20 protein-coding genes and 5 pseudogenes are annotated in these 24,651 nt (G+C 70.5%); 9 read left to right on the forward strand and 16 right to left on the reverse strand.

What is annotated here, in order from left to right:
* Nucleotides 1-51: 51 nt before the first annotated feature.
* Nucleotides 52-2,736 (reverse strand): annotated as a pseudogene (locus tag ABTZ94_RS05295) (glycoside hydrolase family 84 protein).
* A 183-nt stretch (nt 2,737-2,919) separates the two neighbouring features.
* On the opposite strand from ABTZ94_RS05295, the gene ABTZ94_RS05300 reads away from it, so the two are divergent.
* The 3 genes from ABTZ94_RS05300 to ABTZ94_RS05310 all read left to right on the forward strand — a co-directional run bounded on the left by ABTZ94_RS05300 (nt 2,920) and on the right by ABTZ94_RS05310 (nt 5,488).
* On the forward strand, nt 2,920-4,296 hold the full coding sequence (locus ABTZ94_RS05300) for an MBL fold metallo-hydrolase (RefSeq protein WP_351197681.1): 1,377 nt from the start codon (nt 2,920-2,922) through the stop codon (nt 4,294-4,296).
* A gap of 80 nt (nt 4,297-4,376) precedes the next feature.
* Nucleotides 4,377-4,736: a rhodanese-like domain-containing protein gene (locus ABTZ94_RS05305; protein WP_351197743.1), complete on the forward strand. Its 360-nt coding sequence runs from the start codon at nt 4,377-4,379 to the stop codon at nt 4,734-4,736.
* Nucleotides 4,733-5,488, forward strand: coding sequence for a sulfite exporter TauE/SafE family protein (locus ABTZ94_RS05310; RefSeq protein WP_351197683.1), 756 nt, complete (start codon nt 4,733-4,735; stop codon nt 5,486-5,488). The genes ABTZ94_RS05305 and ABTZ94_RS05310 overlap by 4 nt, the downstream gene beginning before the upstream one ends.
* A 49-nt stretch (nt 5,489-5,537) precedes the next feature.
* Here the strand turns inward: ABTZ94_RS05310 and ABTZ94_RS05315 are convergent.
* Nucleotides 5,538-5,815, reverse strand: a pseudogene (locus ABTZ94_RS05315) (metal-sensitive transcriptional regulator).
* A gap of 99 nt (nt 5,816-5,914) precedes the next feature.
* On the opposite strand from ABTZ94_RS05315, the gene ABTZ94_RS05320 reads away from it, so the two are divergent.
* Nucleotides 5,915-6,487: a rhodanese-like domain-containing protein gene (locus ABTZ94_RS05320; RefSeq protein ID WP_351197685.1), complete on the forward strand. Its 573-nt coding sequence runs from the start codon at nt 5,915-5,917 to the stop codon at nt 6,485-6,487.
* 68 nt (nt 6,488-6,555) lie between these two features.
* Here ABTZ94_RS05320 and ABTZ94_RS05325 read toward each other — a convergent pair whose 3' ends face one another.
* The gene (locus tag ABTZ94_RS05325) at nt 6,556-7,851 is read right to left on the reverse strand and encodes an alpha/beta fold hydrolase (RefSeq protein WP_351197687.1); all 1,296 of its coding nucleotides are present in this window, start codon (nt 7,849-7,851) and stop codon (nt 6,556-6,558) included.
* 106 nt (nt 7,852-7,957) lie between these two features.
* On the opposite strand from ABTZ94_RS05325, the pseudogene ABTZ94_RS05330 reads away from it, so the two are divergent.
* A pseudogene (locus tag ABTZ94_RS05330) lies at nt 7,958-9,122 on the forward strand (ABC transporter ATP-binding protein).
* Nucleotides 9,123-9,158: 36 nt separating this feature from the next.
* On the opposite strand, the gene ABTZ94_RS05335 reads toward ABTZ94_RS05330, so the two are convergent.
* The 4 genes and pseudogenes from ABTZ94_RS05335 to ABTZ94_RS05350 all read right to left on the reverse strand — a co-directional run bounded on the left by ABTZ94_RS05335 (nt 9,159) and on the right by ABTZ94_RS05350 (nt 11,958).
* Nucleotides 9,159-9,434 carry a DUF2087 domain-containing protein gene (locus tag ABTZ94_RS05335; protein ID WP_351197689.1) on the reverse strand — a complete coding sequence of 92 codons (276 nt, stop codon included), beginning with the start codon at nt 9,432-9,434 and terminating at the stop codon, nt 9,159-9,161.
* 229 nt (nt 9,435-9,663) lie between these two features.
* A pseudogene (locus tag ABTZ94_RS05340) lies at nt 9,664-10,610 on the reverse strand (ABC transporter substrate-binding protein).
* The gene (locus tag ABTZ94_RS05345; RefSeq protein ID WP_351197691.1) at nt 10,607-11,284 is read right to left on the reverse strand and encodes an ABC transporter permease; all 678 of its coding nucleotides are present in this window, start codon (nt 11,282-11,284) and stop codon (nt 10,607-10,609) included. Before ABTZ94_RS05345 ends, ABTZ94_RS05340 begins: the two are co-directional and overlap by 4 nt.
* A complete protein-coding gene (locus ABTZ94_RS05350) occupies nt 11,281-11,958 on the reverse strand; it encodes an ABC transporter permease (protein WP_351197693.1) in 678 nt (225 codons plus the stop codon). Before ABTZ94_RS05350 ends, ABTZ94_RS05345 begins: the two co-directional genes overlap by 4 nt.
* Before the next feature lie 220 nt (nt 11,959-12,178).
* On the opposite strand from ABTZ94_RS05350, the gene ABTZ94_RS05355 reads away from it, so the two are divergent.
* Nucleotides 12,179-12,373: a hypothetical protein gene (locus ABTZ94_RS05355; protein ID WP_351197695.1), complete on the forward strand. Its 195-nt coding sequence runs from the start codon at nt 12,179-12,181 to the stop codon at nt 12,371-12,373.
* A 154-nt stretch (nt 12,374-12,527) separates the two neighbouring features.
* Here the strand turns inward: ABTZ94_RS05355 and ABTZ94_RS05360 are convergent, their stop codons facing one another.
* From ABTZ94_RS05360 to ABTZ94_RS05390, 7 genes are all read right to left on the reverse strand, one after another.
* Nucleotides 12,528-12,974, reverse strand: coding sequence for a nitroreductase family deazaflavin-dependent oxidoreductase (locus ABTZ94_RS05360; RefSeq protein WP_351197697.1), 447 nt, complete (start codon nt 12,972-12,974; stop codon nt 12,528-12,530).
* Between the two features lie 150 nt (nt 12,975-13,124).
* A complete protein-coding gene (locus tag ABTZ94_RS05365) occupies nt 13,125-14,723 on the reverse strand; it encodes a PucR family transcriptional regulator (protein ID WP_351197699.1) in 1,599 nt (532 codons plus the stop codon).
* 117 nt (nt 14,724-14,840) lie between these two features.
* A complete protein-coding gene (menC, locus tag ABTZ94_RS05370; RefSeq protein ID WP_351197701.1) occupies nt 14,841-15,947 on the reverse strand; it encodes an o-succinylbenzoate synthase in 1,107 nt (368 codons plus the stop codon).
* The gene (locus ABTZ94_RS05375) at nt 15,944-16,801 is read right to left on the reverse strand and encodes a GNAT family N-acetyltransferase (protein ID WP_351197703.1); all 858 of its coding nucleotides are present in this window, start codon (nt 16,799-16,801) and stop codon (nt 15,944-15,946) included. Before ABTZ94_RS05375 ends, menC begins: the two co-directional genes overlap by 4 nt.
* Nucleotides 16,798-17,943, reverse strand: a complete 1,146-nt coding sequence (locus tag ABTZ94_RS05380) for a M20 family metallopeptidase (RefSeq protein ID WP_351197705.1) — start codon at nt 17,941-17,943, stop codon at nt 16,798-16,800. The genes ABTZ94_RS05375 and ABTZ94_RS05380 overlap by 4 nt, the downstream gene beginning before the upstream one ends.
* Before the next feature lies 1 nt (nt 17,944).
* A complete protein-coding gene (locus tag ABTZ94_RS05385) occupies nt 17,945-18,106 on the reverse strand; it encodes a hypothetical protein (RefSeq protein ID WP_351197707.1) in 162 nt (53 codons plus the stop codon).
* Between the two features lie 639 nt (nt 18,107-18,745).
* Entirely contained in the window at nt 18,746-19,159 is a 414-nt protein-coding gene (locus ABTZ94_RS05390; protein ID WP_351197709.1) for a hypothetical protein, read from the reverse strand.
* Between the two features lie 958 nt (nt 19,160-20,117).
* On the opposite strand from ABTZ94_RS05390, the gene ABTZ94_RS05395 reads away from it, so the two are divergent.
* Together ABTZ94_RS05395 and ABTZ94_RS05400 are read left to right on the forward strand one after the other, a co-directional pair.
* Nucleotides 20,118-22,109, forward strand: a complete 1,992-nt coding sequence (locus ABTZ94_RS05395) for an ABC transporter ATP-binding protein (RefSeq protein WP_351197711.1) — start codon at nt 20,118-20,120, stop codon at nt 22,107-22,109.
* 211 nt (nt 22,110-22,320) lie between these two features.
* A complete protein-coding gene (locus ABTZ94_RS05400; protein ID WP_351197713.1) occupies nt 22,321-23,127 on the forward strand; it encodes an SAM-dependent methyltransferase in 807 nt (268 codons plus the stop codon).
* 134 nt (nt 23,128-23,261) lie between these two features.
* Here ABTZ94_RS05400 and ABTZ94_RS05405 read toward each other — a convergent pair whose 3' ends face one another.
* Entirely contained in the window at nt 23,262-23,771 is a 510-nt protein-coding gene (locus ABTZ94_RS05405; RefSeq protein WP_351197715.1) for a mycothiol transferase, read from the reverse strand.
* A 65-nt stretch (nt 23,772-23,836) separates the two neighbouring features.
* Here ABTZ94_RS05405 and ABTZ94_RS05410 point away from each other — a divergent pair.
* Nucleotides 23,837-23,980 (forward strand): annotated as a pseudogene (locus ABTZ94_RS05410) (hydroxyurea phosphotransferase); the annotation flags it as partial.
* Between the two features lie 351 nt (nt 23,981-24,331).
* Here ABTZ94_RS05410 and ABTZ94_RS05415 read toward each other — a convergent pair.
* Nucleotides 24,332-24,523 carry a DUF6381 family protein gene (locus tag ABTZ94_RS05415; protein ID WP_351197745.1) on the reverse strand — a complete coding sequence of 64 codons (192 nt, stop codon included), beginning with the start codon at nt 24,521-24,523 and terminating at the stop codon, nt 24,332-24,334.
* Nucleotides 24,524-24,651: the final 128 nt, after the last annotated feature.

A 24,651-nucleotide genomic window follows, 5' to 3' on the forward strand; every position in this document is an offset into this window, starting at 1 on the left:
GGCCAGGGTTGGTGAACGGCGCGACCCCGGCCGTGATCTGCCGGGCAGCCCTCAGCCCTGGCCGACCACCACCACTTCGGCGATCTGCGGCGCCGCCGACCCGGCGCGCCAGACCAGGCGTACCGCCTCGGCTGTACGGCCCGCGGCGGGCACCTCGGTGTACGGGCCGACGAGCGCGCCGACGGTCTGCCACGTTCCGTCGGTGCCCCTCAGCTGGATGTCGGCACGGCCCGCGGACCCGGCCGACTGCAGGACGGTGACGGATCGCACGGGACGTGCGGCGACGAGCTCGACCTCCAGCGACTCCCCGGCCTCCGGAGCGCGAGCCGCCCGGTAGACGGTGCCCGGGTCTCCGTCGGACGCCGCCTGCAGCGAGGATCCGGTCGCGGCAGGCGGCCCGCCGGTCACCGCTCCGTCCTCGGTCGCGACGCTGAACTCCCGTACGACGAGCCAGTTGTCCTGGCCCGCGGTCGCCCGTGCCCGCACATAGCGGGCCTTCGTGCCGGCGGGCACCGTCGCGGTGACGTCCGGCTTTCCGGAGAAGGCGGTGAGCTGCTGCCACCTCTGCCCGTCGGCCGAGTACTCGAGCACCCCTTCGTGGAGGTAGTCGTCGATGCTGCCTGGCTTGGCCATGGCGAGGGCGATGTCGCCGATGTCCCGCGCCCGGCCCAGGTCCACGGTGATCTGGTCACCTGCGGCGGGCGCACCGTCGCTCCAGAAGTACGTGGAGTCGTCGCCGTCCAGCATCCGCGCGAGCGCGTTGCTCTGGTACGTGCCCAGGCTGGTCGATGCCGAGGGCCGCCCGCTCACTCCGAGGATCCGGTCGTGCTCCGCGTTCGCCGCGTCGATGAACCGGTCCAGCACCCCGTCGCCGACGACGACCGGCACCTTGCGGCCGTCGAGGCCGGTGTACGCGAAGGACTTCGCCTCGGTGACCTGTACGGGCAGCTGCTGTCGGAGCTCCCAGGCCTACGCACCCTTTCCGGCTCGGGCCGCCTCGACCATGCGCAGGGCGGTGCGGGCGGCGGTGGCCCAGGACTCGGTCGCATCCAGCCAGGGGCCGGAGTCGGCGATGAAGCCGCGGTCCGGGAGGCTGCCGCGCAACCGGCCGGGTGCGGAGCCGAGCGCGACGAGCGCCGAGGTGAGCCCGGCGGCGTCACCGGACTTCCAGTAACCGGCGATCTCCGCCGCCAGTTCGGGGGCCTGGTCCTTGTTGAGAGCCGAGCTGTAGTTGACGTCGGCGAAGGCCCGCAGCGCCTTTTCGGTGCGGGGGTCGCCGCCCGCGTACTCCTTCAGTCCCTCGCCCCATGAGGTGCGGGGGTCGTACGCGGCGTCGTTCCAGGCATAGTCGGAAACGGTGTGGAGGGCGATCTTCGAGGCGTACGGCTGGATCATCGGGTTGGCGGTGATCCCGGCCAGCTTGCCGGGCAGCCCCTTCTCCCGTCCGTTGAACGGGCCGAGCAACAGCCGGTTGGTCGTGTAGTCGTTGACCGGGTAGTTGTCCCACGTCAGGATCGGGTGGTTGAAGACCGTGCGGGCGGCCTCGGCCTGTGCGACGGTCATGGTCGGCGCGACGACGCCGACACCGGTCCATTCGACGAGTACATCGGGGTCGAGCTGCTCAGACAGCGCCTTCTTGTACGGCGACGCGGAGACGTCGTAGTACTCGGTGGGGACCATCTGGAGCGGCTGGGCGCCGGGGTGGGTGGAGATGAACTCCTTGTTGACCCGGTTGAGCAGATAGGCCTGCGCCGCGCCTGCCGCAGCGCCGCCGGTCCCCCACTTCGCCTTGTCCTCGGCGCAGTTCCAGTCGGTGTAGCTGATGTCGTCGAGGGGCACGGCGAAGGTCCGTACGCCGATGTCCCAGATCGTCTGGAACTTGTCGACGAGCGCCTTGGCGTCGGCGTCCGAGCTGTAACAGACGGAGAGGCCGGGTGAGAGTGCGTACGTGAACTCCACATGCCGCTGGACGGCTCGGTCGGTGAGCTCCTTGATCTGGGCCAACCGGTCGGCGGGGTAGGCATCGCGCCACTTCGCGCGGAGATACGGGTCGTCCTTCGGCGAGTACACATAGATGTTCATCTTGTGCTCGCCGTAGTAGTCGAGCTGGTCGAGCCGGGCCTGGTGCGACCACGGGGTGCCGTAGAAGCCCTCGATGACGCCGCGCAGCGCGGTGCCGGGCCAGTCGCGTACGGCGAGTCCCGCGACCTCGGCACCCGGATGTTTCGCCTGCGGCAGGACCTGACGCAGGGTCTGCGCGGCGTAGTACGTGCCGTTGGCGTCCTTGCCGGCGAGGACGATGCGACCGGAGCCGATGCCGAGGACATAGCCGTCGGCGGGCAGCGCGGACGGGCCGTCGAGGTGCTGGGCGGCAAGCGCGGCAGAGTCACCGACATGGACGGTGAGCCCGCTCCTGGCGGGTCTGTCGCTGCGTACGACACGCAGGGCACCGGCCCGGCGCAGAGCGGTCTCCACCACCTTGAGGGATGGCTCGTCGGAGGTTGCGCCCGCCACCAGGGTGACGGTCGGGCTGATGGTGATCCGGTCGGGTCGGTTCTTCACGGACTGCGGGGTCGGCGTGATGGCGGCTGTCCGCTGACCCACCGCGGCCTTCGCCGGGGTGGCGGCCCGGGCGCTGTCGGCCGCCTGGGCGGGCGGCACGGCGGTCAGCAGACCGCCGGCGAGCAGGGTCGCCGCCGTGCCGAGTGCGGTGAGACGGGGTGGGCGAGGCGTCACAGGTCCTCCATTGATCACTCAAGTCACCGGAGTCGCACAACACAACACCACCGAATTCAACATCATGTCGCTGACATGTCAATGGTCTGGACAACATCAACACGCCAAATACCCCCTGGGGTATTAATGTTAGTCTGAACAACAGATACCCGCCGGGGTGACCCGAACGGAAGGAGTCGTGCCGTGTTTTTCGTCGACACCATGGAGACAGCGGGCCTCGGAAACCGCAGTTATCTGGCGGGCGGGCAGCGGGCCGCCCTGGTCGTGGATCCGCCGCGCGACATCGACCGGGTCATCACCGCGGCCGCCCGGCGCGGTGTGCGGATCGCCCTGGTGGTGGAGACGCATCTGCACAACGACTATGTGACCGGCGGTTTGGAGCTGGCGCGCGTCACCGGGGCGCGGTACCTGGTACCCGCCGACGCGGAGGTCTCCTTCAGCCGGGTTCCGGTGGCCGACGGTGACACCGCACCGGTCGACGACGGCCTCACCCTGCGAGCGCTCGCCACTCCCGGGCACACCCCGCACCACACGTCCTATGTGCTGGAGGAGGACGGTCGCGCCGTCGCCGCCTTCACCGGCGGCTCACTGCTGATCGGCACTGTGGGCCGGCCCGATCTGGTAGAGCCGCGGCTCACCGCCGAACTGGCCCGCGCCCAGCACGCCTCCGCGCACCGGCTCGCCGACAAGCTCGAAGACGCCGTTCCCGTTCTGCCGACGCATGGCTTCGGCAGCTTCTGTTCCTCCTCGCAGGCCGAGGGAACAGCGACGACCATCGGCGACGAGCGGAAGCGGAACGACGCGCTGGTCAAGGACGTGGACACCTTTGTCGCCGAATTGCTCGCCGGTCTGGACGACGTACCCGCCTACTACGCGCACATGGGACCGGCCAATGCGGCGGGCCCCGATCCGCTCGATCTGACCCCGCCCGAAGCGGCCGATGCCGAGGAGATCTCCCGGCGGCTGGCCGCGGGCGAGTGGGTGGTGGATCTGCGCAGCCGGGTGGCGTTCGCCGAGGGGCATGTCGCGGGGTCGTTCAACTTCGAGGGCGAGGGACAGCTCGCGACGTATCTGGCCTGGCTGATCCCGTGGGGGAAGCCGGTCACCCTACTGGCGAGCGAGGCCGCCGATGTCGCGCATGCGCAGCGGGAGCTGTGCCGCGTCGGCATGGGCCGGCCGGTGGCCGCGGCCACCGGCGATCCCGTGGACTGGGTACGCGAGCCAGCAGGGCTGCGGTCGTTCCGCAGGTCCGACTTCGCGGGTCTGGCGGCTGCCCGGGCGCGCGGCGAGGACCCGGTGGTTCTCGATGTGCGCAGAGACGTCGAGCACGGCGGCGGTGCCATCGCAGGGGCGGTGCACATTCCCGTCCACGAGTTGCCCCGGCGGCTGGACGAGGTGCCGCCGGGCGTCGTGTGGGTGCACTGTGGGGGCGGGATGCGGGCGGCGATCGCTGCGTCACTGCTGGATGCGGCAGGACGCGAGGTGGTGGCCGTCGACGACGGTTTCGGTGCGGCGGTACAGGCCGGTCTGAGCCTGACCGTCCCCACTTCCGCGGCCTGATCACCCGACGTCCGCACCCCGCACCCCGCACCCCGCACCCCGCACCCCGCACCCGAGGAATGTTGCCCATGTCTTCCCTGATGTCCTTCTTCCGTCGCGGCCCCGGCCGCGTCAGCCCGGCCGAGGCCGCCCGGTGGACCGCCGACGGTGCGGCGGTTCTGCTGGACGTACGTGAATCGTCCGAGTGGTACGCCGGGCACGCGCCGGGGGCGATCCATCTGCCGCTGTCCCGGCTCGCCGAAGGCGCATCGCTGCCGGACTCGGCGGCGGGCCGTCCGGTGGTGGTGATCTGTCGCTCCGGCAACCGGTCCCGGCAAGCGGCCCGGATACTCGCCGACCGCGGATCGCAGGCCGTCGACGTCGTGGGCGGCATGACCGCCTGGGCCTCCGAGGGCCTGCCAGTGCACGACCGGCACGGGGCGGCCGGCACCGTCGCATGACCACGCTGATCCTGGCACTGGCCGCCGGGGCGGTGGTGGGTCTGGCGCTCGGCGGACTGGGCGGCGGCGGAAGCGTTCTCGCCGTCCCCGCACTGATCTATCTGCTCGACTTCACCCCGGCCGCAGCCACTACCGCCGGCCTGCTCATCGTCATCATCACGTCCCTCACCGGGCTGGTCACCCACGCCAGGAAGGGCAGGGTCCGCTGGCGTACGGGAGGCCTCTTTGCCGCAGCCGGAATCGTTCCGGCTGCGGTCGCCGGGGCGCTGTCCGTGCGGATTCCGTCCGGGGTGCTGACCGCGGCGTTCGCCGTACTCGCGGTGGTCGCCGCGGTACGGATGCTCCGCCCCCGGACCGAGCCCGCCCCACAGGACCCCGTGCCCGCCGTGCCCGCCGGGCGGGCCGCGCGGGCGGGCGCAGGGCTCGGTGCCGTGACCGGGTTTCTCGGCGTGGGCGGCGGGTTTCTCGCGGTGCCCGCCCTGGTCACCGTGCTGGCCGTCCCGATGACCGCGGCGGTCGGTACCAGCCTGCTGGTCATCACGGTGAACTCCACGGCCGCCCTGGTCACCCGCCTCGCCACACCCACCGCGCTGGACTGGGCGGTGATCGCCCCGTTCACGGCGACGGCGGTGCTCGGGGCCTGGGACGGGCAGCGCCTGGCCGCGAAGGTGTCCACGGCCGCGTTGCAACGGATCTTCGGTGCGGTACTGCTGGTCGTGGCCGTGTTCATGCTCGTCGACGCCGTGGTGTGAGCCACGGCGTCACCCCCCTGCCACCAGCCCCTGACCTCCGACTCCGGGCTCAGGCCGGCGAGAAAGAGGGTTCCTCCGGTCGCGCCCGCGTCCGGTCACGGTCCGCGGGCTCGCTGCCGCCGTCGGCCACGTAGTGCTGCAGGCCCGTCGCGGTGATCGCGAAACCGGCCCGGTCGAGCGCCCGGGAAACGGCCGCCATCTGTGTGACGAGTCCTCGCAGTCCCGGCCTTCCTCGATCATCCTGATGATCCCGGCGAGCCGGCCTTGTGCGCGGCGAAGACGATTGAGGACCGACTTCACTTCGTCGGCCGCCACGTCGAGTTCCACGACACCCCCTCCTGATACCCCAAGGGGTATTCTGACCTGAATGGGGAAGGAGAGACCGAGTCCCTCCTCAGCCCCGGTGAACGAAAGGAAACACTGCTCGTGACCAGCCCCGCCTCCCTCTCCCCCGCCCAGGCCGCGGCCCGTCTCGCGGAGTTCACCGTCATCGATGTACGGGCCCCCGGCGAATACGCCTCCGGGCACGTTCCCGGTGCGCTGAACATCCCGCTGGACCGCCTCCACGAGGCCGTGCCCGCTCTGAAGTCCGCCGCGGCCCGCGGATCGCTTCTCGTCGTGTGTGCCTCCGGCGTCCGCTCCACCCGGGCCTGCGACATTCTCGCAGCGGCCGACATCGACGCCGTGACCCTGTCCGGCGGCACCTCGGCCTGGGAGGGAGAGGGCCGCGATCTCGACCGTCCCGCCGAGGCCCGGGCAACGTGGCCGATGGAGCGTCAGGTCCGGCTCGCCGCCGGTTCGCTCGTGGTGGCCGGCCTGCTCGCCGGGGTGCGCTACCCGGCCGCGCGCTGGATCTCCGCCGGCATCGGCTCCGGACTCGTCTTCTCCGCCGTGACCAACACGTGCGGCATGGCGGCGGCCCTGGCGAAGCTGCCGTACAACCGGGCCCCGCACTCGGCCGCGAACCTGGACGCGACGCTGGACGCCCTCCAGAACTGACGCGCCCCGTAACGGGGAGAGCCGGTCACGCACACCGCGCGACCGGCTCCTCCCGTTGCAGGAACGGATCAGACGTCGTCCCGGACCAGGGCGAGCAGCCGGTCCAGTACGCGCGGTCCGCCCGCGCGCAGGCCGTCGTGCTCGAACTCGTTGGTCACCCAGGTACGCAGCCCGCGGATCGACTCCGCCGTGCGCAGCGCATGCCCGGTGTCGACATACATGTCGTCGTGGTAGACGGCAGCGGCGACCCGTACCTCGTTGGCGGCCAGACGCTCGGTGTCGTACAGCGGCGCCCAGTCGGTGCGGGAGGCCAGCAGCTCGGCGGTCTCGCGCAGCGGGCGCAGCGCCGGGTCCACATCGAAGTGCCAGGGGTGGATGCTCTCTCCGGTGAAGAGCACCGGGCCGTCGCCCTTGAGCGCCGTGGCCGCGTCGAACTGGGGGAATTCGGCACGGACCCGCTCGGCGGCCCAGCCGGTGGGCTGCTCGCCCTGGCCGTAGATCGCCTCGTGCATCAGCGCGTACAGCGGATGCCCGGCGAACGAGTTGGCCGTGCGCATGGCCTCCTGGAAGGTGTCGGAGAGTTCGGTGCCGAGTGGCGTGCGGACGAAGGCGTTCTCCAGCAGGTAGTGCAGCTGGTGGCTGCCGTTGCCGCTGCCCAGCATGATGCCGAGGGACTGGAACCCCTCGGGCGTCAGACGGTGTCCGGCGCTTTCCGGGCGGTGTTCGGCGAGGTGGGCGGTGATCTCCCGGGCGCGCTCGACGTCCTGCGGGTAGCGGGCGTAGTGGGCGGTGACCTTACGCTCGATCCGCGGGTAAGCGGCCCGGTAGACGTCGTCGGCGTGTGCGTCGAGCGAGGGCAGTCCACCGGTGATGAGGACGGCCTTGAGCCCCTCGGGGGCGGCCGACAGGTAGCGGACGGCGCAGAAGCCGCCGAAGGACTGGCCGAGTACCGTCCACGGTTCACCGTCGGTCAGCTGCGGGCGGATCAGCTCGCAGTCGCGCACGATGTTGTCGGAGCGGAAGTGGGCGAGGTAGTCGGCCTGCTCGCGCGGGCCGCCGCGCAGCGGCAGGGTCTGCCGGTTGGCCGGGGTGGAGAGGCCGGTGCCGCGCTGGTCGAGGAGCAGCACCCGGAACTCCTGCACGGCCCGCCCCAGCCATGCCTCCGTGCCGATGAAGCGCCGGGCTCCGAAGCCGGGGCCGCCCTCCAGATAGACCAGCCATGGCAGCTCTTCGCCGGCTTTGCCGCTCGCCACGGCCTGCCTGCCGAAGACCTCGATCTGCTCGCCGCCCGGATCTGTGTGGTCGAGCGGGACCGTGAAATAGCGGTCGGTGAAGACGATGCCGGGGTGCCGGTAGCTGCTCACAAGGTGCTCCTGAATCAGATGTTCCACGGACAGTTCAGCACATGGCCGTGACACGGACAGTCGCGGCCCGTGTGCGGCGCCCCCGGGAGCCTCCTACCGTGCAGGCATGATCCGGTTCGAGCAGGTCAGCAAGGTCTATCCGGACGGTACGAGCGCGGTCGCCGGCCTTTCCTTCGAGGTCGCCGAAGGGGAACTCGTCACCCTGGTCGGACCGTCCGGCTGCGGCAAGACCACCACGATGATGATGGTGAACCGGCTGATCGAGCCGTCGTCGGGCCGGATCCTGGTCAACGGCGAGGACGTCTCCGGCGTCGATCCGGTGAAGCTGCGCCGCCGGATCGGCTATGTCATCCAGCAGGTCGGTCTCTTCCCCCACCGCACGATCCTCGACAACACCGCGACGGTCCCCGCGCTGGTCGGCTGGAAGCGGGCGAGGGCCCGGGAGCGAGCGGCCGAGCTGCTGGATCTGGTGGGCCTCGATCCGAAGACTTACGGCTCCCGCTACCCCGCCCAGCTCTCCGGGGGCCAGCGTCAACGGGTCGGCGTGGCAAGGGCGTTGGCCGCCGACCCGCCGGTGCTGCTGATGGACGAGCCGTTCGGCGCGGTCGACCCGGTGGTGCGGGAGCGGCTGCAGAACGAATTCCTGAGCCTGCAGTCGACAGTCAGGAAGACGGTCCTGATGGTCACCCACGACATCGAGGAGGCAGTCCGGATGGGCGACCGTATCGCGGTTTACGGGGCAGGGCACATCGAGCAGTTCGACAGCCCGGGGGCCGTGCTCGGGTCTCCCGCGACCTCGTATGTGGCGCAGTTCGTAGGCGCCGACCGGGGCCTGAAGCGCCTTTCGGTCACCACGATCGAGCCGGACGATCTGGATGAGCCACCGGTCGCCCGGCTGAACGAGCCGGTCAGGGTCGGCCGCGGCACGGCTGAGCAGTGCGAGTGCCCGCTGGGCGGTGGTGCTGAACGATGAGGGCGACCTGCACGGCTGGGTGTCGGCGGATGCGCTGCGGATCGCCGGGGAAAGCGGCACGGTCGGCGAGCTGGCCCGCCGGATGGACGCCTGGGTCCCGGTCGGTGCGCCGCTGAAGCAGGCGTTCAGCGAGATGCTGCAGCATGACGCCGGGTGGGTCGCGGTGCTGGACGGGGCACGGTTCCTCGGCGTGCTGACTCCGGCCAGGCTCCACGAGGCGCTGCGCCGCTCGGTGGACGCGGACGCACAGGGAGTGGGCCGGGACGAGGTGCAGTTCGACTCGGTGGCGGACGCGTAGGGCGCGTTGCGCGGCCCCTGCCGGTCAGGACTCGCCCTACCGCCCGCGCCGGTAGCTGCTGCCGTCCTTGGGGCGGACCATCAGACCGGCGACGACCAGGTAGCGACGGAGCGCCGAGCAGTCCTCGTGCACCGTGAGCAGTGCCTCGTTGACCTCACGTTCGGTGTAGGTCCGGTCCCGCTCGAAGAGCGTCTCGGTGAGGTGGACCAGCAGCTGCTCGCGGCGGGCCGTCTTGCGAGGGATCGTCGTCAGACGGCCGTGCGAGAAGAGCGCCGCGACCTGGTGCGAACCGCTTGAATCATCGTCAGACATGAGAGGGATCGTGGCAGGCGTCCGGCCTGCGGGCAACGCGTTTTCGGTCGATCCTGAGCTGCGAGGGCCGCAGCAGCGCCTTGACGTACCGGTGGTCGGGGAAGCCGGCGGTCGTGGTGGCGCCGACGGCGAGAACCGTACCGGCGGCTGCGGCTCCGCACAGGAAGGGGCGGCGGCCCGTCCGCGGCTGGTTCTCGGGGTGGATCTGCGGCTGGTGCCCCTCCCGGCACTACCCGCGCGCGATGAGCTTCCTGGACTCCAGGTAGCTGCGTGCCACGTGCTCGGGCAGCCGTCGCCAGCTGTCGGCCTGCTCGTTGAGCCGGGCCAGATCGGCGGTCGTCAGTACGGTGTTGAGCTTGCCCAGCGCCTTGTGTACGCGCGCGCCGCCCGCCCGGGACCGGTTGACGACGGGGACGAGATAGTCCGCGTTCTGCAGATGCTTGTCGTCGGCGAGCAGGACGAGGCCGAAGTTGGCGAGGGTGGCGTCGGTGGTGGTGGTCAGGACCATCTGGTCCTGACCGTTCTGGACGGCCTGTTTGGCCTGGGTGGTGCCGACGCCTTTGGGGTCCACGGCCGTGATACGGATGCCGTACGTCTTCTTGAGCCCGGGTGCGCAGTAGGGGCGCTGTACGCATTCGTCGCCGGCGGCCAGACGTACGGGCAGCCCGGATCTGCCCAGGTCGCCAAGTGTCTTCAGGTGGTGCTTCGCCGCGTACGGGGCGGCGACCGCGAAGGCGTTCTGGTCGACGGCCCGCCCGGGATCGAGGACGGTGAGGCCACGGGGTGCGGCGAGGGTGCGCAGGGCCTTCATCGTGGCGGCGAGGTCGGGCGAACCGACCGGGGTTGCGTCGGCGCCGTTCTTCTTGGCGTTCAGCCAGTCGGCGAAGGTGGCGGCGTACTCCGGTACGACGTCGATCCGGCCGCTCTCCAGCGCCGGTTCGTAGATCTCCCGGTTGGTGACGGAGATGATCTTCGTGGAGTAGCCGGCGCGGCCCAGCAGCAGTGCGTACATCTGGGCGAGCAGATCGCTCTCGGTGAAACCCGCCGAGCCGATGGTGAGGTGTTTGCTGTCGCCCGGGGGTGCGGTCACCTCGCCCTGGTTCTCCAGGGAGGGGCCCATGGTGCAGCCGGTAGCAGGAGCACCAGGAGCACGGGGAGGGCCCTGCGCGGCCTCATCCGGATTCCCCGCCACGGCACCGGCCGGGGGCGAGCCGCTGCGCCGCTTCGAAGAGCCCTTCGACGATCAGGGCAAAGGCGGCGACGAGGGTGGCCCCGGCAACCACCTGCGCGGTGGAGGCGAGGTTGAAGCCCGCGGTGATGATGCGGCCGAGTCCCCCGCCGCCCGCCAGCGCCGCGAGGGTGGCGGTCGCGACGAGCTGAACGGCGGCGATCCGCACGCCGGTGAGGATCAGCGGCAGGGCGAGCGGCACCTCGACACCCAGCATCAGCTGTCTGCCCGTCATGCCCATTCCCGTGGCCGCCCGTACGACATCACGGTCGACCTCTCGCATGCCGACGTAGGCGTTGGTGAGCAGCGGCGGTACGGCGAAGAGGACGAGGGCGATGATGGTCGGCCACTCGCCGTGCCCGCCGATCGGAGTGAGGAGCAGCAGCACCAGCACGGCGAAGGTGGGGACGGCCCGGCCGACGTTGGAGATGTTGACGGCGAGCGCGCCGCCCTTGCCGAGATGACCGAGGACCAGGCCGATGGGCAGCGCGATCAGACAGCTGATCAGCAGGCACACGACGGTGAGGAACAGGTGCTGGCCGAGACGGTTCCAGATGCCGCCGTCGCCGGACCAGTGCGCCGAAGTCGTGAGCCAGGACCAGGCGTCGGCAAGGGCGTTCACGACTGCCTCCGGGTCCACGGGGTCAGGAATCGTTGCGCGAGCAGAAGCAACACGTCGGCGGCGACGGCGATGACGACGCAGAGGACGGAGGCGGTGAGCACCTGGGCCTTGAAGTACGTGTTCATCCCGGAATAGATGAGGTTGCCGAGTCCGCCGTAGCCGACGATCGCGCCGACGGTGACCAGGGAGACCGCGGAGACGGTCGCGATACGCAGTCCGGCCATGGCGGCCGGCAGGGCGAGGGGAAGTTCCACGGCGACGAGCAGCCGCACGGGGCCGTACCCCATGCCGCGTGCGGCCTGCCTGGTCTCCTCGGGCACGGCGCGCAGTCCGGCGAGGATGTTCCGTACGAGGAGGGTGAGCGAGTAAAGGACGAGTCCGGCGACGACGAGCGAGGCGGAGAGTCCGTACACGGGCAGCAGCAGCGAGAACATGGCGAGCGACGGCACGGTGTAGAGGATGGTCGTCACGCCGAGGACCGGGCCCGCCGCCCAGCGCCGGCGGCGCGCCGCGAGGGCGAGCGGAACAGCGAGGACGAGGCCGAGGAGTACGGAGACCGCGGTGAGCTGGAGGTGCTGGACGACGGCGTCCCAGAGAATCTCGCGACGGCTGCTCAGGTAGGCACCGCAGAGCCACTCGTTGCGTGCGAGGCAGTCGTCGGGGGGCGCGGTCACCGGTCCATTGGAGCGCGGCAAGTCGGGCGCACGCGCGTTCTGATCGGCTGTCCGGGGGCGGTCGAGTGGGTTCGTATACGCATGGGGAGGGCGGTCGGCGCGGCGGCACCTCCGGGATTCGCGGCCCTCCGTTCTATGCGGGCGTTGTTGTCGGTGCCCCGGGCCGTTCGACCTTCTTCACCGTGATGTCGTCCGGACCGAGCTGCCGCCCGTCGGCCGAGTGGACCTCCAGCGCTCCGTCGGCAGCGCCGCGGGGGCCCTCGCCTCGACGACCGTCTACACCATGGCCGGATGGGGCGCGGTGTGCATCCTCGGAACCGCGATCAGCGCACTCGCGCTCCTCGTGTGGGCAGCGACCCGCAACGGCAACCCTGCGACGGAAACCACGGGAGCACCCACCGCATCCGCCGGATGACCGCGGGCCGCGCTCGCGGCACCGGCGGGACGGGCGGCACGAGGCGCCGCGTATGGGGGGGGTACCCGCCGCGTCTACCGCCCGGTTCGGCCGTACAGAGGCCGCGTCCGGGGAGGCGTGGCGGGTGTCCGGCCCGCGCCTCCCCGGACGGTCGTCAGTGCTGCTCGGCTGCCGGTTCCAGGACGAAGACCGGGATCTGCCGGTCGGTCTTGAGCTGGTAGTCGGCGTAGTCGGGGAACGCCTCGACCGCGCGCTGCCACCACACCGCCTTCTCGTCGCCGGTGACCTCACGGGCGTTCATGTCCTGTCGGACCGGGCCGTCCTGCAGTTCCACCCTGGGGTCGGCCACGATGTTGTGGTACCAGACGGGGTGCTTGGGAGCACCGCCCTGCGAGCCGACCACGGCGTACGCGCCGTTGTGCTCGACCCGCATGAGCGGGGTCTTGCGGATCTTGCTGCTCTTGGCCCCGCGGGTGGTCAGGATGATGACCGGCAGACCCCGCATGGTGGTGCCCTCCGTCCCGCCGGAGCTCTCGAACAGCTCGACCTGATCGCGGACCCACTGCGCGGGGCTCGGCTCGTACTCACCCTTGAGAGGCATGGCATCTGTCCCATCGTCGACATTCGGTTACGCAGACACGCGGACATGCGGGCATCGGTGCGTCCCGCTGCTTTGAGAACTCTTGCATCATTCCGCCCGCCCGGCGCCGGGCGGGCGGATCCGCGTGTCATGGCGGCAGTGGGGCCGGCGTCAGGGGCGCGGCGGGTTCAGCCGCAGTTGCAGCATCGCTTCGAATCTTGCCTCGGGGTCGTCGAGATCGATGCCTGCCACCACGGCCAGCCGCTTGAGGCGGTAGCGGAAGGTGTTGGGGTGGATGTGTACGGCGGCGGCGGCGGTGGTCACGTCGCCGAAGGTGCTCAGCCAGGCGTCCAGGGTGTCCGTGAGGGCGGTGTTGTGCTGGGCGTCGTAGGCGCGCAGCCGGATGACCGGGCCGTCGGGAAGATCGTCCTCGGCGGCGATCCGGTCCGTCAGCTCCTCCAGCAGCGAGGCGGCGTAGACGTCCGACAGCCGTGCGGCACGCCGCTGCGAGCGGCCGGAGCCGAGGACGCGCAGCGCCCGGTCCGCGTCGGCACGGGAGCGCCGCAGCTCGACCGGGCGGGCGGCGAGCCGGCCGATGCCCATGACGGCGGGGACACGGTTGCTGATGCGGCCGAGGAACCTCTCGGCCACCCGTAGCGCGTGCTCGTCCGAACTCGTGGGCAGCACCGCGTAGGTGACGCCCCCGAGTGAGGCCGCGGCTGTACGGGGATGGATCGCGGCCAGGTGCAGGGCGAGGGCCTCCGCGATGCGGTGGCCCGCGGCCACCCGGTCGGGCGCCGATGGCTCGCCCGTCACCGCGAGTGCCAGTACGCAGGCGGGCTGCGCGGACAGGCCCAGCCGTACGGCGGCCTGCGGTGCGTGCGTGCCGCCCTCCAGGACCGTGGCGAGCAGATCCGCACGCAGCCGGCGTTCGACGTCCTCGCCCGTGCGGTGGCGCAGCAGATGCAGGGCGGCCACCTTCGCCGCCTCCTGCAGGGCCTGCGTACGGTCCTCGCTCAGCGGTCCGTCGACCACGCCCCAGATCGATCCGAGGATCTCGCCGCCCGCGCGGACGGCGATCGCGACCCGGGGCTTGTCGGAGATACCGGCCACATAGACGGGATCCTCTTTGCGGTAGAGGGCCTGGAAGGCGCCGAGTTGCTCCAGGGCGCGCAGCTTCTCGGCAGGCACCTGGCGGTCGAGGATGGTCGCGATCCTGTCGTCGTCGCCCTCGTCCTGCCTGCTGGAGAAGGCAAGCACCCGCCCGCCGCGGTCCTCCACGGTGACCGGGCCGTCCAGCAGCCCGGCCGTCGCGTTGGCCAGCGCGAAGAGGTCACCGGCGAGCGGCTCCGCGCCGTCGGCCTCATCGGGGCCGCCCACCGTCCCCAGTTCGTCGACGGCGAGCAGCGACCGCAGCAGCACGACCACCTGGGCCCAGGGCGCTCCGGGGGTGAGGCCGAGCACGGTCAGGCCGGTGCGCGCGGCCGCCTCCGACACCGGCCCGTCCACCGGGACCGGGGACCGCACCACCACGGCCGCCGCGCCGAGCCCGGCGGCCCGGTCGACCAGGGCGGCGACCGGCTCGGCGCCGTACACCCCGACGCCGAGCACCACCGCACCCGGCAGCCTGGCCGGTTCGTCCAGCGGGTCCTGGATCAGCACTCCGCTGACGGCGCGGGCCGGGTCCGCCTCCCCGGCCACCACCTCGATCAACGTCGATCCCAGATCGTTGAGGATCCGGCCGAGCACGGCTCGTGGCTGCTCCGTCATCGTCACACGGTAGTTGATCGGAGTCCGTCCACGGCGAGTCGTGCCACCTGTCCGATCACCCGGTCCGCCCGGACGCCGAGCGGATCCGGGCCTCGGTGGCGCCGGCTCGCACGGTGGTCATCGGCTGATCCATTCTGTCGACTCGGTCACTTCGGCCAACTGCTCCGGGATCGGGGAGAGTCCGAGCCCCGGTGCGCGGGGCACGTCGAGATGGCCGTCCTTCAGCACGAACGGTTCGGTGATGTCGGTCCGGTAGTACCGGTCGGAGGCGGAGGTGTCGCCGGGCAGGGTGAAGCCGGGCAGAGCGGCCAGGGCGACGTTCGCGGCCCGGCCGAGGCCGGTCTCCAGCATCCCTCCGCACCAGACCGGGACGCTGTGCGCGGCGCACACGTCATGGATCCGCCGGGCCTCCAGATAGCCGCCGACCCGCCCCGGCTTGATGTTGACGACCGAGCAGGCGCCCATCGCGATCGCGTCGGCCGCCGAGCGGGCGGAGACGATGGACTCGTCCAGACAGATCGGGGTGCGTACCCGCCCGGCCAGTGTCGCGTGGCCCCGGACGTCCTCCTCGTCCAGGGGCTGTTCGATCAACAGCAGCCCGTACGGGTCGAGCCGGGCCAGCTGCGGAGCGTCGGCGAGGGTGTAGGCGGTATTGGCGTCCACCTGGAGCAGCACGCCGTCGCCGAAGCGTTCCCGGACCGCGCGCACGGGTTCCACGTCCCAGCCCGGCTCGATCTTCAGCTTGATCCGCAGATAGCCCTCGGCCAGATAGCCGTCGACGGTGTCGAGGAGTGCCGGGATCGAGTCCATGATGCCGACCGACACCCCGGCCGGCACGCGTTGGGCCGTTGCTCCCAGCCACTGCCCCATCGACAGTTCATGGGCGCGCAGCCAGGCGTCCAGCACCGCGGTCTCCAGTGCGGCCTTGGCCATCCGGTGCCCCTTGAACGCGGCCAGTGCCGGGGCGACCGCCCAGGGGTCGAGCGTCGGCAGGGCGGCGAGTGCAGGCACGAGATGGCTGCGCAGCACGTCCGCCGCGGCTGTCGTGTACTCCGAGGAGTACAGCGGACCGGCCATGGCGACGCATTCGCCGTAACCCTCATGGTGCTCGGTCTCGATCCTGACCAGCAGGATCTCCCGGGTGGTCATCGTGGCGAAGGAGGTTCGGAAGGGGGCGACCAGCGGCATCGCGATCCGGCGCAGTTCCACACCGACGAGCTTCATGCCTGCCTCTCCTGACGTTTGTCGATCACGTACCAGCCGTCCCGGGTGAATCCGGTGACGGTGTGCCCCTCGGCCATCAGGCCGCCGAGCACCTCACGCAGCGCGTACCGCCATGCGCGGGCCAGGGACGGATCGGTGCGGCGCAGCATCTCGATCTCCGTGGGGATCCGGACCAGGACGGTGTCGCCGTCCCGGCGCCCGACGGCGGGAGCGCCGTCGGGCTTGGCGTCCAGGCCCACCACGGCGTGCGCACCCGCGCTGTCGACCGTGACGGTAGGAGGTGTATCCGCAGCGGATCTGACGGCGTGTTCACCGGTCAGCTCCCAGCTGACCATCAGCCGGTCCGTCTCGGTCCCGGCATTGACCTCGTCCTGCATCGCGCCGTAGAAGTCGGCCAGGTACTCGCTCGGCGCCGCCCCCAGTTTGGCCAGGTTGAAGTAGGCGTTGCGGCTGATCAACGGGTCGAAGGTCCAGGTGACCGTGGTAATGCCACGGGCCAGGGCCCAGGCCCGCTGGTGCTGTTTGACGGCGAAGCCGACACTGCGGCCCCGGACGCTGTCGTCCACCCCGGCAATGTACGAGTGGAGTCCGGCGGTCGCCAGGAAGCCCAGGCAGAAGCCGACCATCCGGCCGTCCTGGTGGACACCGACGACATAACTGCCGCAGTGGGCGAGGACCCGCAACAGCTCCGGGGTGATCAGCGGGTTGCCCGGATCGGGCCGCCAGACCCGGTCCAGGACCCGGCAGGCTTCCAGCATCTCGTCCAGCTCGTGCAGCTCCGAGACGGCCACGCCCGCACGGTGCGCGGCCAGTTCAGCGGCGGCCGCCGCGGCAGCCGCCTGCGTACCGTTCACGCTCTCGCCCCGTCCACTGCGCCCAGCGGCTCGCGTACGAGCGAGGCCACCAGGGAGGCCACCAGCGCCGCGCGTCGGGGCAGTTCGGCGACGATCACATGCTCGTCGTCCGCGTGCGCCCCGCCGCCCACGGCCCCGAGGCCGTCGAGCGTGGGCGTGCCCGCTCCGGCAGTGAGGTTTCCGTCGGAGGCGCCACCGACCGCCACGCCGCGCAGTGGGCCGAAGCCCAGCTCCGCGTAGCAGCTTCGGGCGAGCTCGAACAGCTCCGCCGACGCGCTCGCCTGCAACGGCGGCCGGTCCGGGCCGCCGGAGAGCTTGAGCGAAGCGCCGGCGAGCACCGGTGCGAGACCGTGCGCGGCACGGTCCACCCGGTCCTGTTCGGCGGCTGTCTCCACCCGTACGTCGACCAGCAGCCGGGCCGCATCGGGCACCGTGTTGCGGGTGGTGCCGGAAGAGGCCACGGTCGGCGTCACCGTGGTGCCGGCCGCCGGATCGGCGAGTGCGGACAACGCGAGGATCTGGTGGGCCAATTCGGTGGTCGTGTTGACGCCGCGCTGGGGTTCGAGCCCGGCGTGCGCCGCGCGACCGGCGATGCCCAGTTCGTAGCCGGAGACGCCCTTGCGCGCGGTTTTCAGCGCGCCGCCCTCGCTCGCCTCCAGGACGAGTACGGCCCGGGTGCGGCGGGCTTCGGCCTCGATCAGGGGGCGGGAGGTCGGGGAGCCGATCTCCTCGTCACCGGTGAGCAGGACCGTTACCCCGTCCAAATCGTCGAGTACCGACAGCGCGTGGAACAGCTGCACCACGCCGGCCTTCATGTCGAAGCATCCGGGTCCGGTCAGCCGGCCACCGGCCACCTCGAAGGGGTGACCGGCCAAGGAGCCCACCGGCCACACCGTGTCGAAGTGGCCGAGCAGCAGCACCCGGTCGCCGGAGCCGAAGCGCCAGCGCAGTGCGGGCCTTCCCGTGCCGTCGAGCCACTCGGGCGCCGCGCCGGTCAGCCGGGTGCCGAGCCCGGCGACGACGCGGGCGCATTCGGTGACGGCGGCCAGGTCCTCGCTGGGCGACTCGATGCGGACCAGCTCCTCGATGTCGGCCAGCAGTCCCGGCAGCCCCGCCTCCAGCGCGGTGGCGATCGCGGTCACGTCAGCCCGCCTTGGGGGTGGCGCGGGCACTGTGGTGGAGGCGGGGCGTGCCGACGGCGGCCTCGGCAATCAGTTTGCCGAGACCGGAGTGACGGGCGGTCAGCTCGGCGAGGCGGGCGGTCCAGCGGGCGGACAGGTCGGTGGTGTTGCTGGTCTCGGTCATGTTCAACTCCATTTCTGATTCGATCGGCGGTCGGTGCCGGCCATGGTCGCCTCCGAGGGAGCGGCACGCCGCCGCCGAGTGAGGGAACAATAGGTGGCGACACACCCGCCCCGAGTAGTCGCGGCGCACAAAAAACTGCCTCGCCTACGGTGCGCCGCGACGAAGACGAACACGAGGGTGCGAGGGCGTGCACACAGCCGCGCCGACTGGTCAGGAGAGTCCGCGGCGATCTACTGCCGGATCTCCCACGCCAGCGACGACGACCAGACCGGAGTGGACCGACAGGAAGGAATCTGCCGCGAGCCGGCCGAGCGGCTCGGTCTCACAGTCGCCGAGCACCAGGTCTTTGTGGACAACAACCGTTCGGCATGGCAGCGCAAGCGGAAGCGCCCCAGTTGTCCGTGTGCTGGACATCCGTCCGGTCGTTCCGGACCGTACCTATCGGTGTGATCTCGAAGCTCGGCATGGCTGGAGGCTGTCCCCGCCACGCCCATACCAGCGTCGAGGCCATCGGCACCGCCTCCTTCGGGGGCACAGGATAAAGGGCCGGCTCGGGAGGGTTTTCTCCGAGGCCGGCCCTTTGTCGTGGGTCACGCCCGCAGGCCGGGCGCGAGCGTGTACGAGCAGCTCGGCGCAGCTTCAGTAGGTTCTGCGGCGCAGGCTTCGCACGAAGAGCGGCACCGACAACAGGAGCAGGGCTCCTTCGACGGCCAGGCTGACCAGCCCGAGCGGTTCAGTCCAATTGCCGATGTCGTCGCTGTAGTCGGGGAGTCCCGTCCCCCTGGAGAGGATGTAGCCCAGCAGGGGGCCGACGGCGACCCCGGCTGCCAGCAGCCATCCCAGTCGGACGAGGCCGATGAGGAGCAGCACGGCGGCGACCACGGCAGCGATCTCCAGGACGTGGTAGGCGACGCCGACATAGTAGGGGTCTCTCGTCGTCGTGATGCCGCCTTGGTCCACGACATGGATGGCGGCCACCACGAGACACAGCAGAACTCCCGCCCACCTGGCCACCCAGGTGGCCTCCGGCGCCATCGCGGTGCGGTGTGACATGCGCAGACACCTTCTCCCTCCTTCGGCAGGGCGTGTCAGCAGGGCGTGTCCGCCGTGCCGCGATCCCATCCGGCCGGGTCGGCTCCCGAAGAGGCGGCGCGCCGCACCTGTGTCAGGTCCCAGCCTCAGCGGACGACTGCTCGCCGTCGCGTCCCACGGTGCAGACGAATGACACGGAAGAGGCGGCGACGCGGACGGCGCGCCTCCACCCGCGGCCCAGGCGTCGCCGGCGTTCAGACTTCGCGGGCCTGGCGGGCAATGCACCGTAGTCGCGCAAGGGCTCCGGCCCCGACGCCAACCGCTGAGCTGCCGGTGCCCGAGCCGGCTGTGACTCGGCCTGGCCACCACCGCTTGCTCCGGTCGACGGCACACGCCAATAGCGTGGCTGAGGCCGGTGGGGGTACAGCGAGGCGCTACATGTCGGCAGTATGCCGCCACGACATCGTGTGCCTTCGCTATTGCCGGTCATGGCACCAGCCTCCATGGACCCGTCCGTTCCGCAGACCGCAGAGGCAGCCGCGGTGTATTCCGGGGACGGCGCGGAAAACAGTGGGTACTGGCCGCGCGGCGGGCCCGGGGTGCGGCTTCGCCACAGCAACGCAATCCCTCGATCAGGTGTCAGGCCACCCGGCGAGTGAATCGAACGCAACATCACGCCCTCCTCATCAGCACCCCCAAGCCCCACCAGCATAAGTCGAACTTTTGTCCGACGATTCGTCCGTCATGCCCCGTGACGAGTCCGCTCGCAGCCCGTTCTCCGATCACACGTCCGGTCCGGTCGACTTCAAGGAGGAACCGTGAGTCCCCGCCCCACCCGTGCCACCCTTCACCTCGCGTTCGAGAATCGCTGTTCGGACCCACCGCCTTCAAGGCGCCGCATCGGCGCGGCGCCCGACCCGCGCCCTCCCGCGGTCCCGCTCACCGCCGTGTCGATGCAGGAACAGGAAGCGGGGGCAGCATGAAGGTCTTCGGACGGGTACGCATGGCCGAGCCGGCCGTCTCCGCAAGCGAGAAGGAACTCTTCGGCGGGCCCCTGCGCTACGACACGGGCTGGTCGGAGCATGAACTCTCCACGCTGGACCTGACCATGCTGGAGGCGATGCGCGTATTACCCAGGCTGGTCGGCGCCACCCTGCGGCGAGCCTGGCAAGCCGATCGTCCGGCTCTGGTGACGCTCGCGGCGAGTGAGATCGGACAAGGTGTCGCTGCGGCATTCGGACTGCTCGCGGTCAATGCCGTGATGCATGCCCTGCTCGGTACGAAGGCCCCGGTGGACCGGCTGCACGAAGCGCTGCCCGCGATTGTCGCTGCCGGGGCGATCGCGGTGATCAGCGCGTGCCTGGCGTGCTGGTCCACCTCTCGGGCGGGTCGGCTGGAGCCTCTGGTGGAGCGGCTGGCCACCACGGAGTACCTGGCCGCCGCCGCGGCAGTGGAGCTGGAGGCGATCGAGGATCCGGAGTTCCGCCGGCTCATCGATGTCGCGCAGTACGGTGCCGCCTCCGCCCGGCGCATGATCGGCGCCTGTGTCGCCGCCCTGAACGGCACCATCTCCCTCCTCGCCACCGGCAGCGTCCTCACCGTTCTGCACCCGGCGCTGCTGCCGATGCTGGTGCTGATCGCCGCGCCCCGCGGCTGGGGCGCGATGCGGGTGGCGCAGGAACGGTACGTGTCGGTGATGACCTGGATCGAGCACGTACGGGCGAGCCGTCTGATCGGCGCACTTCTCACGTCCCGCAGTGCGGCTCAGGAGGTGCGCATCCACGCGGTGGGCCGGTTCCTGCTGGAGCGGTACAAGGACATGGCCGAAAGCGCCGAGACGGAACAGAAGCGGCTCGCCACGGGCAAGGGACTCACCGAACTGGTGGCCGCAGGCATGTCCGGGGCCGCCATGGTCGGGACGTACGCCGTCCTGGGCTGGCTGATCGTGTCCGGACACATGGAACTCGCCGTCGCGGGAACGGCCGTCGTCGCGGTCCGCTCAGGCTCGGCGAACCTCGGTGGCCTGGTCATGAACATCAACCGGCTCCACGAGGAGAGTCTCTACGTCCAGGACCATGACCGGTTCCTCGGCGAGGCGGCCCGCCGCGCCATCCCCACCGGCGGTCAGGATGTTCCTGATCAAGTCGGCGCAGTCGTACTGGAGAAGGTGACGTACCGCTACCCGGACCGCGGCGAGCCCGCCCTCGACGGGGTGTCCCTGTCGCTCCCCATGGGGTCGGTGACGGCAGTCGTCGGCGAGAACGGTTCGGGCAAGAGCACACTGATGAAGGTCGTCGCCGGGTTGCTGCTGCCCCAGAGCGGTTCCGTGTGCTGGGGCGGTGCGGACGAGGCCGATCTCGACCGGGCCCAGCTCTTCGAGCGGGTGTCGCTGCTGACGCAGGATTTCGAACGGTGGCCGGTGACCGCCGCGATGAACATCCGTATCGGACGCCCCCACCAGGCCGCCACCGACGAGGAACTGGAACGTTCGGTCGAGTACGCCGGAGCGTCGCCGGTCGTCGCGAAGCTCCCCCACGGTCTGACGACGCTGCTGGCCCGGATGTTCCGCGGCGCTTCGGAGATCTCGGGTGGCGAGTGGCAGAAGATCGGCCTGGCCCGCACGCACTGGCGCACGAAGACCTGCGCGGCCGACAGCGTACTGATCGTCGACGAGCCGACCTCGGCGCTGGACCCCGAAGCGGAGATCGCCGCGTTCGACCGGATCCGGCAGCTCGCCGGCCCCCATCGGGCGGTCGTGCTGGTGACCCACCGCATGTCCGGCGTCCGCCACGCCGATACCATCTACGTGCTGAACAGGGGTCGCCTGGCCGAGCACGGCACCCACGACGAACTGATCGCGGCCGGTGGCCGCTACGCCTCCATGTTCCGCACCCAGGCCGCCCAGTACGCGGCCCCCACGGATGCCGTCCTCCCGCATCAGAGCACGCCGACGGCCCGCAACCAATCGTGAGTCGACACACCTGCGCTGCTCAACGCCCCTCGCCCGGTGGGGAGACGGGAACCGGAATCGACATATCCACCACACCGGACAGCTGTTGACCGACGGTCCGTGACTTTACCCATCCCGGATGCACCTCCTGGCGGAGGTGCATCCCCCTACGGACCCTCGCTGGTGATCAATACTTCAGGAAGGTGCGGATGGCATATGTCAAGATCTGGCCATGAGTACTTCTTCGCAGTCACCGGCCGACAGGCTTCAGACGGACCGGCCGCATTCGGCACGCGTGTGGAACTACCTCCTGGGCGGCAAGGACAATTACACCGTCGACCACCAAATGGGCGACATGATCCTCAAAACGTTCCCGGACTTCGCCGCCATCGCCCGCCTTCAACGGGCCTTCCTCGCCCGCGCGGTGCACTACCTGACCGCGGAGGCGGGCATACGTCAGTTCCTCGACATAGGCACGGGCCTGCCGACGGCCGACAACACGCACGAGGTGGCCCAGCGGGTGGCGCCGGAGTCCCGGATCGTGTACGTCGACAACGACCCGCTCGTTCTGACCCATGCCCGCGCCCTGCTCACCAGCACTCCCGAGGGCGCGTGCGCATACATCGACGCCGACGTCAAGGACGCCGACGCGATCCTCGCCGAGGCCGCAAAGACCCTGGACTTCAGTCGGCCGGTCGGGCTGACCATGCTGGGGATCATGGGGCAGCTCCCCGATGAGGACGACCCGTGGGCGCTGGTCGACCGGCTGGTGGCCGCGCTGCCCGCGGGAAGCTATCTGGCCCTCAGCGACGGCACGAACACGAGTGACTCGCTGAACCAGGCCGTCGCCTCGTACAACGCGAACTCGGCCAGCACGTACCATCTGCGCAGCCCGGAGCGGATCGCCGACTTCTTCCACGGTCTGGAGTTGGTGGAACCGGGTGTCGTCAAGACGTCGCCCTGGCGCCCCGATCCCGACCAGAGCCCGGCGGACACCCTGCAGGGCCATGCGGTGAGCGGCGTCGCGCTCAAGGTCTGAGGCACCGGGGCACTCCAGCGCCGAGGCCGCGCGGTCTGCGACCTCGGCTCCGGAGGGCCAGGGGGCGGAACGGGCGCCGGAGGACGCCGACGCCGCCCGAAGACACAACGGTCCTCCGCTCAAGCCGGGTTGAACTACCGGCGCTCCAGCGAGCCCCGTACGAAGGCCGCCTGGCCGGCGTGCTGCAGGTCGTCCGCAATGACGCTGATCAGACGGACCCCGAGGGTGACCGGCGGCGACCACGCCTCGTCGACGATGCGGTTCAGAGCCCTGCCGTCGAGCCCGTCGATGAATCCCAGCGTCTGCTCATGGACATCGTCGTAGTAGCCGAGCAGCAGTTCGGGCGAGCCCACCTGCACAGCCGCTACGTCTGCGCTGCTGTGTCCGTACCCCGTGGCGTCCTTCGCGAACGGCAGGTCGAAGCGGGAGGCCCAGTCCCGCGTGAACCAGACCTGCTCGATACCTGCCGCATCCGAGACGTGGTCGTCCTGGATCCGCGTGAGATGCCACACGAGCCACGCGATCGTGTTCGCTCCGTCGTCGAGGCGGACATGGAGGTCGGCGGGCGGGAGACCCTCGACCGCCGAGTGCACCGTCTCCTGGACGCGAGTGAACGCGTCCGTCAAAAGGTCAGCACTGTTCATGCCATCACCATCTCCGTTCTCCCCCTCCTCCCCTGCCATCGACACGCGCCGCACACGACGCGGCCATGCTGGCCGAGGTACTCGGCCTGGACCGACAGCGGGCGACGGGCCGGACACTCGGTCGCGTCCTGCAGAACGCGTTGTGGGACATCGACGACGGCAGGACCGCACGGGAGCCGTCCCAGGTCGCCATCACCACTGCACTGTTGGGCCGTTGGTGGCGGATCGGCGTGAGACAGGACGGCGAATCGGTCGGGCTGGTGGTACCGGCTCCAGAGTCCTGGCGGGACAGCGTGCGGCGTCGGATGCGGTGCATCGCAAGGCGGAGGGGCGTCCGCATACTGGATGTATGCGGACGTTCCGACAAAGCGGCAAGGTGCCGTAGCTGTCGTCGTGCGCCCGTCAGGGATTACGGGACAGCCCTTGGCAGGACGAGTGGCAGTGCGAGCCGCAGATCGTGCCGGCCCGACGAGAAGACGAACTCGCCGGCGCTCAGGGGCCGTGCGACGACTGTGCACCCACGGCATCGCGGGTGGAGCGGCCGGGGCATTCGGCCGCGACTACTCCATGGGGTAGATGTCCCCGCTCGCCATGCCGCTGATCTGATCGCTCTCCGCTTCGATCCTGCGGGCCTTGTCCTTCAGGCGTTGGCGTTCCTTGGGGTCGGTGGCGCGCTCGGCTGCGTCCTTGAGATCCTTCGCCTTGGCGCGCATCTGCCTCACACGACCACGATATTCTTCTGATTCGCTCATGATCACTCCTTGGATCTGCGGGCGGAGCGGGCCCACCACGGAACCAGGTTTCCCAGGGGCAGCGCACAGCGGTTGCCTGCCGCTACCGAACGCGACAGGGTCATCCGCCGACCAGGCGCCCCGGCGGC

The sequence above is a fragment of the Streptomyces sp. NPDC002785 genome (genome assembly GCF_040295565.1).
In the GTDB taxonomy this organism is placed as follows: Bacteria; Actinomycetota; Actinomycetes; order Streptomycetales; family Streptomycetaceae; genus Streptomyces.

What these genes read in the sequence shown, in the direction of transcription:
- ABTZ94_RS05310 (WP_351197683.1), top strand. Translation starts at nt 4,733, where the DNA reads ATGACCACGCTGATCCTGGCACTGGCCGCCGGGGCGGTGGTGGGTCTG.
- ABTZ94_RS05395 (WP_351197711.1), top strand. Translation starts at nt 20,118, where the DNA reads ATGAAGGTCTTCGGACGGGTACGCATGGCCGAGCCGGCCGTCTCCGCA.
- ABTZ94_RS05360 (WP_351197697.1), bottom strand. Translation starts at nt 12,974, where the DNA reads ATGCCTCTCAAGGGTGAGTACGAGCCGAGCCCCGCGCAGTGGGTCCGC.
- menC (WP_351197701.1), bottom strand. Translation starts at nt 15,947, where the DNA reads ATGAAGCTCGTCGGTGTGGAACTGCGCCGGATCGCGATGCCGCTGGTC.
- ABTZ94_RS05415 (WP_351197745.1), bottom strand. Translation starts at nt 24,523, where the DNA reads ATGAGCGAATCAGAAGAATATCGTGGTCGTGTGAGGCAGATGCGCGCC.
- ABTZ94_RS05385 (WP_351197707.1), bottom strand. Translation starts at nt 18,106, where the DNA reads ATGACCGAGACCAGCAACACCACCGACCTGTCCGCCCGCTGGACCGCC.
- ABTZ94_RS05305 (WP_351197743.1), top strand. Translation starts at nt 4,377, where the DNA reads ATGTCCTTCTTCCGTCGCGGCCCCGGCCGCGTCAGCCCGGCCGAGGCC.
- ABTZ94_RS05335 (WP_351197689.1), bottom strand. Translation starts at nt 9,434, where the DNA reads ATGTCTGACGATGATTCAAGCGGTTCGCACCAGGTCGCGGCGCTCTTC.
- ABTZ94_RS05365 (WP_351197699.1), bottom strand. Translation starts at nt 14,723, where the DNA reads ATGACGGAGCAGCCACGAGCCGTGCTCGGCCGGATCCTCAACGATCTG.
- ABTZ94_RS05405 (WP_351197715.1), bottom strand. Translation starts at nt 23,771, where the DNA reads ATGAACAGTGCTGACCTTTTGACGGACGCGTTCACTCGCGTCCAGGAG.
- ABTZ94_RS05400 (WP_351197713.1), top strand. Translation starts at nt 22,321, where the DNA reads ATGAGTACTTCTTCGCAGTCACCGGCCGACAGGCTTCAGACGGACCGG.
- ABTZ94_RS05390 (WP_351197709.1), bottom strand. Translation starts at nt 19,159, where the DNA reads ATGTCACACCGCACCGCGATGGCGCCGGAGGCCACCTGGGTGGCCAGG.